12 protein-coding genes and 1 pseudogene are annotated in these 12,988 nt (G+C 38.2%); all 13 read left to right on the plus strand.

Translation table 11 applies throughout. From position 1 onward, the window contains the following. On the plus strand, window positions 1-1,517 hold a 1,517-nt coding region (locus Q0394_RS01525; RefSeq protein ID WP_298945227.1), incomplete at its 5' end, for a hypothetical protein. Continuing rightward, entirely contained in the window at window positions 1,510-1,875 is a 366-nt protein-coding gene (locus Q0394_RS01530) for a GtrA family protein (RefSeq protein WP_298063120.1), read from the plus strand. The genes Q0394_RS01525 and Q0394_RS01530, both read left to right, overlap by 8 nt. Before the next feature lies 1 nt (window position 1,876). Further along, window positions 1,877-2,809, plus strand: coding sequence for a glycosyltransferase family 2 protein (locus Q0394_RS01535; protein ID WP_298063122.1), 933 nt, complete (start codon window positions 1,877-1,879; stop codon window positions 2,807-2,809). Window positions 2,810-2,820: 11 nt separating this feature from the next. Continuing rightward, complete coding sequence (gene rfbF / locus Q0394_RS01540) at window positions 2,821-3,594, plus strand: glucose-1-phosphate cytidylyltransferase (RefSeq protein WP_298063124.1); 774 nt, start codon at window positions 2,821-2,823, stop codon at window positions 3,592-3,594. A gap of 11 nt (window positions 3,595-3,605) precedes the next feature. After that, the gene (gene rfbG, locus Q0394_RS01545) at window positions 3,606-4,679 is read left to right on the plus strand and encodes a CDP-glucose 4,6-dehydratase (RefSeq protein WP_298063135.1); all 1,074 of its coding nucleotides are present in this window, start codon (window positions 3,606-3,608) and stop codon (window positions 4,677-4,679) included. Further along, a complete protein-coding gene (locus Q0394_RS01550; RefSeq protein WP_298063125.1) occupies window positions 4,676-6,469 on the plus strand; it encodes a thiamine pyrophosphate-binding protein in 1,794 nt (597 codons plus the stop codon). The genes rfbG and Q0394_RS01550 overlap by 4 nt, the downstream gene beginning before the upstream one ends. Before the next feature lies 1 nt (window position 6,470). Further along, window positions 6,471-7,151: a hypothetical protein gene (locus Q0394_RS01555; protein WP_297922908.1), complete on the plus strand. Its 681-nt coding sequence runs from the start codon at window positions 6,471-6,473 to the stop codon at window positions 7,149-7,151. A gap of 98 nt (window positions 7,152-7,249) precedes the next feature. Next, window positions 7,250-7,936 (plus strand): aldolase/citrate lyase family protein, encoded by a 687-nt coding sequence (locus Q0394_RS01560; protein ID WP_298945228.1) that lies wholly within the window; start codon window positions 7,250-7,252, stop codon window positions 7,934-7,936. Then, entirely contained in the window at window positions 7,933-8,862 is a 930-nt protein-coding gene (locus Q0394_RS01565) for an NAD(P)-dependent oxidoreductase (RefSeq protein WP_297922901.1), read from the plus strand. The genes Q0394_RS01560 and Q0394_RS01565 overlap by 4 nt, the downstream gene beginning before the upstream one ends. Then, window positions 8,859-10,190, plus strand: a complete 1,332-nt coding sequence (gene rfbH / locus Q0394_RS01570) for a lipopolysaccharide biosynthesis protein RfbH (RefSeq protein WP_298063128.1) — start codon at window positions 8,859-8,861, stop codon at window positions 10,188-10,190. The genes Q0394_RS01565 and rfbH overlap by 4 nt, the downstream gene beginning before the upstream one ends. A gap of 140 nt (window positions 10,191-10,330) precedes the next feature. Next, entirely contained in the window at window positions 10,331-11,467 is a 1,137-nt protein-coding gene (gene wecB / locus Q0394_RS01575; protein ID WP_298063129.1) for a UDP-N-acetylglucosamine 2-epimerase (non-hydrolyzing), read from the plus strand. Next, window positions 11,464-12,663, plus strand: a complete 1,200-nt coding sequence (gene wecC / locus Q0394_RS01580) for a UDP-N-acetyl-D-mannosamine dehydrogenase (protein ID WP_298063131.1) — start codon at window positions 11,464-11,466, stop codon at window positions 12,661-12,663. Before wecB ends, wecC begins: the two co-directional genes overlap by 4 nt. Before the next feature lie 21 nt (window positions 12,664-12,684). Further along, window positions 12,685-12,988, plus strand: a pseudogene (locus Q0394_RS01585) (oxidoreductase); the annotation flags it as partial.

Raw genomic sequence — 12,988 nt, forward strand, 5'->3', positions numbered from 1 at the left:
AAAATGTGGGATTAGTTCTTTTTGCTAGTCTTTTTGTATCTTATGCTTTTATATCCAGTAGCGTAAAAGATTATTTTAAAAGAATAGGATTTTTACTGCTCTTTACCGTTATATTCTTTGTATCCGTAAATTTTATAATGCCTTTTGATCCCGCATCTATAACCGATAATGACTCAAAAGGAAGTCTATGGACTGTAGCGACTAGATTTATTTTTGAACCAGAGCTTAGTCGGATATTAACAATAAGCGTATCGGAATTTTTTATAATATTAATTCTTGCATATTTTGGAAAAAATATTGTATATCTATATGATGTATTGGTAGGACAAATTGCAGCAAGAACAACTATCTTATTTCGATTTACTATCGTAGCTATTGGACTGACTGCGCTTACTTATATTGTTTTATTTCATAATACTGTTATATTATATATTATTAAATATATCTCTTATATTAGCTTTTCCATAGCTATGATTTTGTATATCATGTTTGCTGCTATGTTCTATAAAAATAGTAGTATTTTTGGATCAAAAATTTACATTTTCATTACTTTTTGTGTTGCTGCTATAGTTTATAGTAATACTTTCACTACTATCGCCTTAAATATGAATAGCATTCTTTTGTGTGCAGGGTTGGCATTCAGCTTTTTATTAAATCAAAATTTGCGCAAAATAGCTAGGATTTTACTGATCTATTGGATGCTTGTAATGGTATCTTTCATAATATACGTAAAATTTTTAATACCATATAATTGGCTTGAAAATTATCAAGGTAGTGTATTCGAGGCTAAATCCGAGACCTCATATATTCCTTTAAAAAATATTTATATGAATCAGAAATTATCTTATATTTTTGACTATATTCATGATTATGTACCTAAAAATACAGTATCTGACAAAGATTTTTACTTTTTTAACTTACCGATAATGTATCTTTTAAATGATAAAATTCCACCATATCACTTAGTAACACAATGGTTTGATGTAACTCCAACAAAACTGATTAAACAAGAATATATTAATTTTACAAATAGACCAACCAAGAACATCGTTTTATATCAATATTATAAAAAAGCGTTTGATATAAATAAAAGACTTTTGAGAAAAGATGATTTTATTCAAGAGGATTTTTATAAAGTAATGAATAAATGGGTAAAAGAGGGTAGATATAAATTTATAAACTCCTTTGTTGTACCTAATAGCTTGATGTTTAATAATGCATCTAAAAATTTAAATATTCAAACAGATGTAATAATTCAAAATAGTAACTTTTTTGATCAAAGTTATGAAAGGTTCTATTTATGGCTACAGGATAGCGGCGTAAATCTCATACAAATCACTAGAGACGGAGCCGTTTTGCAAGATATTAATAATACAATTAGGAATTCGGATATAGTAACCTTGAATGGTAATGTAGCCAATATAATGGAAATTTTACCTCAACTTGGGGTTGAGCTGATTGATAAGGCAAATTTTAATACTATAAATATTTATAGACGAAATGATAGCTATGATTAAACGACAAGCCGTCAAGTTTCTCTTCGTAGGTATCATGAATACTACCTTTGGATATGGGCTTTTTGCCCTTTTTATCTATCTAGGTCTATATTATCCCCTCGCCGTGTTGCTTTCTACGATACTTGGCGTATTGTTTAACTTTAAAACCATAGGCGGACTGGTATTCGGCAGCAACGATAATAAACTTATTTTTAAATTTATTTTAGTGTATGTTATAATATATTTTTTAAACATATTCTTTTTATGGCTTTTTAAGCGGCTTGGCTTTGAAAATATGTATCTAAATGGCTTTGTACTTTTGATCCCGCTGGCTGCGGTATCATTTTTGTTAAATAAATTTTTCGTCTTTAGGAGATGATATGAAAAAAATCAGTATAGTTACCGCCTGCTTTAACGAGGAGGAGAATGTAGAGGAGGTATATTCGCGCGTAAAAAAAGTTATGGGCGAATTTCCGGAGTATGCCTATGAGCATATATTTATCGATAATGCTTCGACCGATAGGACGGTTGAAATTTTAAAACGCCTAGCAAAGGATGATAAAAATTTAAAGATCATCGTAAATTCCAGAAACTTCGGGCATATCAAATCGCCAACCTATGCGCTTTTGGGTGCAGACGGAGATGCTGTTATCTCTATCGTAGCCGATTTGCAAGATCCGCCCGAGATGATTGCGCAGTTTATAGAAAAATGGCAAGAGGGCAACGACTTGGTTTTGGCTATTAAGCGAGATAGCGAGGAGCGCGGCGTGATGTTTAAAATCAGAGAGTGTTATTACGAACTCTTATCAAAACTATCTGAGATCGAGATTTTTAAGAATTTTACCGGCTTTGGACTTTTTGATAAAAAGGTCATTGCGGCTCTTAGACAGATGCATGATCCGTATCCGTTTTTTCGTGGAATGCTCGCGGAGGCGGGTTATAAAGTGGCCAAAATTCCTTACGATCAACCTGTGAGGATTAAAGGAGTTACCAAAAATAACTTCTACACGCTTTATGATATGGGGATACTCGGTATAATCTGCAATTCCAAAGTACCACTTCGGCTCGCAACCTTTATAGGTATGATAATGGGCATTTTAAGCATAATAGTAGGACTTGTGTATTTTATACTTAAGCTAATTTATTGGGACGAGATGAGCGTGGGCATCGCGCCTCTTATCATACTTTTTTCATTCGTTTCATCTGGAATTTTGTTTTTTATCGGTATAATAGGCGAATATATCGGGGCAATTTATACACAAGTGTTAAATCGCCCATTGGTATTTGAAAAAGAAAGAATAAATTTTGATTAAAGGGAGCTTTAATGAAAGTTTTAATACTAGCAGGGGGTTTCGGTACTAGGCTTGCCGAAGAGACGAGCATTAGGCCAAAGCCAATGGTAGAGATCGGCGAAAAACCGATTTTATGGCATATTATGAAAATTTATAGTTTGTACGGATTTAACGAATTCGTCATTCTACTTGGCTATAAAGGCTACTATATCAAAGAATATTTTGCCAATTATTTTTTGCATCAAAGCGATATGACTATAGATTTGAAAAATGGCAAAATGGAGGTTTTGAGCAATTTTAGTGAGCCTTGGAGCGTTACGCTGTTAAATACTGGGCTAAACACTATGACTGGCGGTCGTATTAAGCGGGCTCAGAGCATAGTGGGAGACGAACCATTTTTGCTTACTTATGGAGATGGTGTTAGTGATATAGATATCCACGAGCTTGTAAAATTTCATAAGTCTCATGGCAAAACGCTTACGATGACTTCCGTTCAACCGGAAGGTCGTTTTGGGGCACTAAATATAGATGACGAAAGTCGCGTGCATGAGTTTAAGGAAAAACCAAAAGGAGACGGCAATTGGATCAATGCAGGTTTCTTTGTATGCGAGCCCAAGGTTTTTGACTATATTACGAATGGAGATGCGACGATATTCGAGCAAGAGCCGCTTATGAATTTGGCCCACGACGGCGAAATTTTAGCGTATAAACACAGTGGATTTTGGAAACCGATGGATACGCTTAGAGATAAGCTTGAGTTAAACAAAATTTGGGATAGCGGCAACGCTCCGTGGAAAAAGTGGTAGCAATGCAAGATATGCAGGATCTATACTCCGGAATTTATAAGGGCAAAACAGTTTTGCTTACCGGGCATACCGGTTTTAAGGGCTCATGGCTTAGTCTATGGCTGCAGCGCTTGGGCGCGAAAGTGATAGGGTATTCGCTTCCGGCGCCTACAGAGCCAAATCATATAGGACTTTTAAATTTAAATATCGTCCAGGTAATCGCCGACATACGAGATCTTGCTAAATTAAACGAAGTCTTTGCGGCTTATAAGCCCGACATTGTATTCCACTTTGCCGCTCAGGCGCTCGTACGCCCATCTTATGCCGATCCTATCACAACCTACGAAACCAATGTTATCGGCACATTAAAAGTCTTTGAAGCCTGCAGAAAAGCAGGCGTTCGCGCGATCGTAAATATCACAAGTGACAAGGCTTACGAAAATAAAGAGTGGGTTTGGGGATATCGCGAGAGCGATCCTATGGGCGGATATGATCCATATAGCTCGTCGAAAGGCTGCGCGGATCTTCTGGCTAATTCATATCGAAACTCCTTTTTTAACGAAAAAGATTACGGCACAAAGCATCAAACGCTGCTTGCCACGTGTCGCGCAGGTAATGTCATAGGCGGCGGAGACTGGGCACAAGATAGATTGATTTGCGACGTTATGCGCGCAGCAGCTAAAAATGAAGCGGTAACGATCCGCAATCCGCATGCGACACGCCCTTGGCAGCACGTACTCGAGCCGCTTGGCGGATATTTACTCGTGGGGCAAAAGTTGCTTGAAGGGCGAAAGGAATTCGGCGGTGCGTGGAATTTCGGACCTAGCGATGATGGTGCGATTAGGGTGCTTGATGTACTAAAGAGCGCCAAGCGATATTGGGATAAGATAGAATTTAAAATCGGCTCCGACACGGATCAGCCGCATGAGGCAAATTTATTGAAGCTTGATTGCTCTAAAGCACATGCGCTGCTTGGCTGGAAGCCCGTTTGGGATAGCGAAACGGCATTTGAAAAAACTGTAAAATGGTATAAAAATTTCTACGAAAACGGCGCAATTGATACCGAGCAAAATTTAAACGACTACGTAAAAGAGATGATGCGATGATAAAAGTTAGCGATTTTATAGCAAAATTTATAGCCGAACACGAAGATACCGCAAAGACCGTATTTATGGTCTCGGGTGGCGGCAATATGCACCTGATAGATTCGCTTGGCAAAAATGAAAATTTAGAGTATGTCTGTAACCATCACGAACAGGCTTGCGCGATAGCTGCAGAGGGCTATGCGCGCGTCTCAAATAAGATCGGTATCGCGTATGTTACCACGGGTCCCGGCGGGACGAACGCGATTACCGGCGTTTACGGCGCTTGGGTAGATTCGATCCCTATGATGATTATATCGGGACAGGTAAAATTTCAAACGACCGTCGCTTCGCAACCCGAGCTAAATTTGCGTCAGCTCGGCGATCAAGAGGTCAATATCATTGACATCGTAAAACCTATCACAAAATATGCCGTAATGATAACTGATAAAAATAGCATAAAATTCCATCTGCAAAAAGCGGTTTATGAGGCTAAGCACGGCAGACCGGGACCCGTATGGTTGGATGTGCCGCTAGACATACAAGGCGCGATGGTGGACGAAGCGGATTTGGTAGAATTTGAAATCCCAGAAGAGCCGAAATTCGACACAAAAATCCCACAGGTTCTAGATGCGTTAAAAGCTGCTAAACGCCCCGTTATCATTGTGGGTAACGGAGTGAGGTTAGCCAATGCAAAAGATGATTTTAGAGCCTTGATTGACGAGTTAAAAATCCCTGTTTTGACTGCTATTTCAGGAGTTGATTTAATAGAAACTTCAAATAAGTATTTTTTTGGTAGACCGGGAATTTTAGGTGAGAGGGCCGGGAATTTTGTAATTCAAAATAGCGATTTGGTAATAGTATTAGGTACAAGATTAAATCTTAGAATTTTGAGCTTTAATTGGGAATTTTTTGCGCGAGAAGCCAAAAAAATTATGATTGATATAGATGAAAACGAACTTAATAAAAAAACTTTTATTCCGGATATAAAAATTAAATCCGATGCAAAGGTTTTTATAAATGATCTTAGAGAAAAAGCTAGAGATTTAAATCTAGAAATTGGAGACTGGCTTAAATATTGTAATAGAATAAAAATGAAATATCCTGTTTTTGATAAGTCCGTATTGAAAGAGAAGAATTATGTCAGTTCATATTATTTTCCAAGATTACTTTCGGAGAAATTACCAAAAAATTCTCTCTTGCTTACCGGTAATGGCATAGCATATACATCAACATTTCAGAGCTATCCGGTACGAGCAGGTGATAGGCTTTTTGCAAATGTCGGATGTGCTTCTATGGGCTATGATTTGCCGGCACTAATTGGTGCATGCGTAGCAAATAATAAAAGACAAACTATATGCTTAACCGGTGATGGAAGCATTCAGATGAATATCCAGGAATTGCAAACTATTATTCATTATCGGCTTCCCGTTAAAATTTTTATGTATAACAACAATGGATACCTCTCTATACGCATAACTCAACATAATTATTTCAATAACAATTTTGTCGGTGAAAGTCCTATAAGTGGTGTAAGTATACCGGATATGAAGGCGCTCGCTAAAATTTATGGCTTTAAAGTATTTCAAATTAAAAATAACGATGATGCCAATGCAAAAATAGATGAAATTTTATCATGTGAGGGATCGGTGTTTTGCGAAGTGATGCTGCCGCCCAATGAAGCCATAGGGCCAAAAGTTGCATCTATGAAGCTTCGGGATGGGACTATGATATCAAAACCATTGGAAGATCTTGCTCCATTTTTACCTCGAGATGAATTTTATAAAAATATGATAGTAAAGCCTTTGGATTGATATGAGATTTTTATTTTTGGATTTTGACGGCGTCCTTTTTGATACTGTACGTGAAGCCTATGAGGTTTGTAGATCTACGCCAAGTTTTTTAAGGCAAAAATTTGATGAAAAGCAATATGCCGAATTTTTAAGATTTAGACCTCATGTGGGTCCGGCATGGAATTATTATTTCGTTATGACAGCTATAACTAATAACAATAAAGAGCTTTTAGCTTTTGATTATAACAATGAAGCAAAGAAATTTGAAAAAGACTTTTTTGAGACTCGTAAAAAGTTAAAAGCAAATAACTATGAAAATTGGTTGGCTTTGAATAGGCCATATCCGTTTTTATTGGAGCTATCAAATATGAAACTGAATCGGCAGACTTTTATTGTAACTACTAAAGATAGTAAAACTGTATTGGATTTAGCCAAAAGATTTAATATTCAATTTATAAATAACGATAATATATTGGGGGCAGATATATTTGCTAAATTTAATTCAAAAGCTAATATAATAAATTCAATTTTAAAAGATGGCGATAGCGGGATTTTTATAGATGATTCAGAAATGCATTTAAAAAAATGTGAGCACATAAAAGGACTTAAGTTATTACAGCCCGATTGGGGATATGTAGAGAGGAATAGTAAGTATATGGGCGATATTAAAATGATATTAAGCGTATTGGAGGAAGAGGTATGAATATAAATGAATTTGAGATGATAGACGTACTTAAAAGGCTTAAAAACGAATATGGCGTATTTGAGTTAAAGGCCGAGTTTGAAGCCGAGGGAAGTCGTATGGAGGAGATGATGCGTTTGCGAGATATTGCCAATCGAGCAGATTTGCCTATCATCTTAAAGATCGGTGGAGCTGAGGCGGTTACGGATATTTATAATGGTATCATTTTGGGCGTAGAGGGCCTTATTGCGCCTATGGTAGAAACCCCGTATGCTGTTTATAAATATCTAGGAGTTATAGAAAATTTGATAAATCCAGACAACCGAGATTATATAGATTTTGCTATAAATATCGAGACAAAAACTGCGGTAGAAAACATAGATGAAATTTTAAAATTAGAAAAAATTTCGCTACTAAGAAGCATTACATTCGGTAGAAGCGATTTTGCGCAGTCATGCGGTTTGGCTAAAAAAGATGTAGATAATGAGAAAATTTTAAATGCTGTTCAGCGAGTATCTCGCGCCGTAAAAGCGAAAGGTTTAAAATTTGCAATAGGCGGAAATATTACGGCTAAATCTATTGATTTTATCAAGACTCTAAAAGCAGAAAATTTAATAGACAAATATGAAACCCGCAAAGTAGTTTTTGCTATAGACTCTATTAATGCCAATCCGCGCGAAGGAATAAATACGGCACTAAAATTTGAACTGTTGTGGCTAAAGTCAAAAAGAAGATTTTATGCAAGGATAAAAGCTGAGGATGAACAGCGTATAGAAGATTTAGAAAAAAGGCTAAGTAGCAGATGAATCTATTCATCACGGGCGGTAGCGGTTTTATCGGGTCGCATCTAAAAAAGCGTCTTGCGCTAAATGGAAATTTTAACGTTTTCGCTCCAAAAAGTAGTGAGCTAAATTTGACTGACGAAAGCGCAGTTGACGATTTTGTTCGTGCGCATAAAATCGATGCTATCGTTCATCTAGCCAATCGTGGCGGCGGTCGTGATACGCTGGATATGACAAATGTGACCGAGTATAATTTGCGGATTTTTTTCAATATCGCCAAGCAAAAAAACAAGGTTGCAAGGATCATATCATTTGGAAGCGGTGCGGAATACGGCAAATACAAGCCGATAATAAATGCTCGCGAGGATGATTATAAAAAGGCGCTTCCGCTTGATGAATACGGTTTTTACAAAGCTATCACGTCGCATTACATTGAGGATTGCGCGGATAATATCATCCAGCTTCGTTTATTTGGAATTTACGGCGAGATGGAGAATTACCGCTATAAATTTATCACAAATGCCGTAGTAAAAAACTTACTGTACCTACCCATCACGATCAATCAAAACGTATTTTTTGATTACATGTATGTCGATGACCTGTTAAACGTAGTGGAATTTTATATAGAAAATGACGCGCGGCATAAAATTTACAACGCAAGCAGCGGGACAAAAATCGATCTACTCGGCTTGGCTGCGCTAGTAAATGAAGCGAGCGATTTTAAATCGGAGATAATCGTACTAAATAAAGGGCTAAATAACGAATATACTTCCGACAATAGCCTGCTAAAATCTGAGATGGGAGATATGTTTAAGCTTACGTCGCATTTGGAAGCGATCGGTAAAATTCATAAATATTTTAAGCAAAATTTTACTAGCTTAGACTTAGATACCATAAAAAAAGATCCATATTTGAGAAAAATCAATGAAATTTGGAAAGGCAAAAAATGACCCCGCAAGAATTAAAACAAGAAATTTTAGAAAAGACAAAAGAGTATTATAAACTGGTTCATGAGCCGGCGCAGAGAGCTAAATTTGAACCCGGCAAAAGCCGTGTGAATTACGCAGGTAGAGTCTTTGATGAGCATGAAATGGTAAATTTAGTAGATAGCTCGCTTGATTTTTGGCTTACATACGGCACATATTCTAAAAAATTTGAAAAGGAATTTGCCAAAATGCTTGGCGTAAAATGGGCGTTTTTGGTAAATAGCGGAAGCAGTGCAAATCTACTTGCATTTTTTGCACTTACCTCGCCACTTCTAAAAGAGCGCCGCATAAAAAAGGGAGATGAAGTTATAACCGTAGCGGCGGGCTTTCCTACGACAGTTGCGCCTATCGTGCAATACGGTGCCGTTCCAGTTTTTGTCGATATGGAGCTTGAGTATTTTAACATAGACCATACGAAGCTTGAGCTTGCGCTTAGCCCAAAAACGAAAGCCGTCATGGTAGCTCACACCCTGGGAAATCCTTTTAATATAAAAGCCGTGAAGGAATTTTGCGATAAACACGATTTGTGGCTTATCGAGGATAACTGCGACGCGCTGGGTTCTCTGTATGACGGTAAGCCGACCGGCACATGGGGAGATATAGGCACAAGTAGCTTCTATCCACCCCATCATATGACTATGGGCGAGGGCGGCGCTACATACACAAACAATCTGCTGCTTAAAAAAATTATGCTAAGTATGCGTGATTGGGGACGCGATTGCTGGTGTGAGAGCGGCGTAGATAATACCTGTGGCAGGCGCTTTTCGCAAAAATTTGGTGAGCTACCGCTCGGGTACGATCATAAATACGTTTATTCGCACTTCGGATTTAATTTAAAAGCCTCCGATATGCAAGCTGCCGTGGGATGCGCTCAGATAGATAAATTTTCTAGCTTCGTGCAGCATCGTAGGCAGAATTTTAAAAAGCTTTACGATGGGTTAAAAGATATAAAGGAGCTTATTTTGGTTAAAACCCAGCCGCATTCTGAGCCTAGCTGGTTCGGCTTTATGATGACGGTTGCAGACGGGGCAAAATTTAGTAGAAACGAGCTTAGCAAACATCTAGAGAGGGCGGGCGTGCAAACAAGAAATTTATTTGCGGGCAATATGATCAAGCACCCGTTATTTGCAGATCTTAAACGCGGGGTAGATTATAAAATTTCAGGCGAGCTAAAAAATACCGATAAGATAATGAACGATAGTTTCTGGGTGGGGGTATACCCTGGAATGAGCGATGAGAGGATAGAGTATATTATAAAAACGGTTAAAGGATTTGTATCTACTAAAAGCTAAAATATAAATCAGATCAAAATTTTAAAGTGCTATATGCAATATAAATAGTGTTATTTTGTTTGGTTAAGCGCCGATATAGCAAAATTTAATTAAAATTACGGCGATAAATTTGGTTAAAAAACCGATATTTAGGGGAGTTTATGACGAAAAGAAAAATTTTAATAGTATTTGGGACGCGTCCGGAGGCCATTAAGATGGTTCCGTTGATAAAGGAGTTTCAAAAGCACTCGGAATTTGAAGTGAAGGTTTGCGTCACGGCGCAGCACAGACAGATGCTCGATCAGGTGCTTGAATTTTTTGATATTAAGCCCGATTTTGATCTAAATTTAATGAAGCAGACTCAGGATCTGTACGATATTACGTCAGGCGTTTTGCTTGGTATGCGCGATGTATTTGGCGAATATACCCCAGACATCGTGTTTGTCCATGGAGATACTACTACTACTTATGCCGTTTCTTTGGCGGCGTATTATCAAAAAATAGATGTTGCTCACGTAGAAGCTGGACTTAGGACGCATAATATCTATTCGCCGTTTCCTGAAGAGATAAATAGGCAGATGACGGGACTCATAGCTAAATATCACTTCGCGCCGACTGCCGATGCGAGAGACAATCTCTTAAAAGAAGGCAAAGATTCAAAAAATATAATCGTTAGCGGCAACACCGTTATAGACGCGCTTTTGTGGACGATAGATAAAATCGAAAACAACGAGCTGCTAAAAAATAAAATTTTATCCTTTATAAATTCCAAATATAAGCTTAGTGATAGAAAATTTATTCTCGTTACAGGACACAGACGAGAAAATTTCGGAGAAGGCTTTGTTAATATTTGTGAGGCTTTACGTGAAATAGCGCTAAAAAATGAAAATATCGACATTGTTTACCCCGTGCATTTAAATCCAAATGTAAGAAAGCCCGTGGGAGAAATTTTATCGGGCATTCCGAATATATTTTTAATTGATCCGCTAGAGTATGATAGTTTCGTCTATCTTATGAGCAAGTCATATATGATAGTAACAGATAGTGGTGGCATTCAGGAGGAGGCACCGAGCCTTTGTAAGCCCGTTTTAGTTATCAGAGAAACTACCGAAAGACCTGAAGGGATAAGAGCAGGATGTGTGAAGCTTATCGGTACCAAGCGCGAAAATATAATAAAAGAGGTGCAAAAATTATTAAATTTAAAAGATGAATATGATAAAATGAGTAAAAGTACAAGTCCGTATGGCGACGGTAAAGCTTGTAAAAAAATACTGGAATTTTTAAAAGGAATATTATGAAAAAAGTTTGCATCTTAGGTCTTGGGTATATAGGGTTGCCGACAGCAGCACTTTTGGCAAATAGGGGCTATAAAATCCACGGCGTTGACGTGGTGCAGAGCGTTGTGGATACGATCAATGAGGGTAAAATTCATATCGTCGAGCCGGAACTTGACGTATTTGTTAAAAAAGCAGTGCAGAGCGGAAATTTAAAAGCAGACGTTAAGCCTGATTTCGCAGACGTTTTTATCATAGCTGTTCCGACGCCGTTTCGAGACGGATACGTGCCAAATATCGATTATGTCATAAGTGCGGCAAAATCTATAATACCATACGTAAAAGACGATAATATGGTCGTTTTAGAATCCACTTCACCGGTAGGTACTACCGAAAAGATAGGTGAAATTTTAAAAAATGGCGGTGTTGATATTTCTAAAATTTATATCGCTCATTGCCCGGAGAGAGTTTTGCCGGGTAAAATTTTAAAAGAGCTTACGCAAAACGATAGAATCGTGGGTGGAACTACAGAAATTGCTACTAAAAAGATAGCGGAATTTTATGGAGAATTCGTTAGTGGTAACGTTTTGCAGACGGATTCTAAGACTGCAGAGATGTCAAAGCTTACAGAGAATTCTTTCCGCGACGTAAACATAGCCTTTGCAAACGAACTTAGTATTTTGTGCGATAAATTCGGCATCAATGTTTGGGAGCTTATCTCGCTAGCAAATCGCCATCCGCGAGTTAATATTTTAAACCCGGGCTGTGGCGTAGGCGGGCACTGCATAGCGGTCGATCCGTGGTTTATCGTCCATGCGGGCGGCTACGAAGCGAGGCTGATCAAATCCGCAAGGGAGGTCAATGATCACAAAGCTGAGTGGTGTATAGAAAAGATCAAAAACGCGACTTTAAAATTTGAGCTGCAAAACGGCAAAAAGCCCAAAGTCGCGTGTATGGGGCTTGCTTTTAAGCCCGACATCGACGATTTGCGGGAGTCGCCTGCGCTAAATATAACCAGACGCCTGATCGCAGACGGCGTCGATGTGATCGCCGTAGAGCCCAATATCAAGGCTCACAAGGATTTTGAGATAGCGGACTATAAAAAGGCTGTTGAAATTTCGGACATTGTCGTATTTTTGGTCGGACATAAGGAATTTAAAGGGCTGAAAATAGAAAAAGAAGTTTTGGATTTTTGCGGTGTGCGAAATACTAATATTTAATATTTTTTAAGGTTATAGTCAATGATACAAGCAATAGTTAAAAAAGGTAAAGTTTTGGCGGAGCAGATCCCTGCTCCGAGCGTTTCAAAGGGATGTGTTCTTATAAAAGTAGTAAATAGCTGCATATCGGCGGGCACCGAGATAAGCGGCGTATCAAATAGTGGAAAGAGCTTGATTAGAAGGGCTTTAGAGCAGCCGGAAAACGTAAAAAAAGTCATCAATATGGTGAAATCCGACGGCATAGCCAGCGTCTATGCGAAGGTAAAGGGTAAGCTTGATAGCGGAAGCCCGACCGGCTATTCGCTTAGCGGCGTCGTCATAGCGG

It is taken from the genome of uncultured Campylobacter sp., assembly GCF_938039205.1.
Classification (GTDB): domain Bacteria; phylum Campylobacterota; class Campylobacteria; order Campylobacterales; family Campylobacteraceae; genus Campylobacter_A.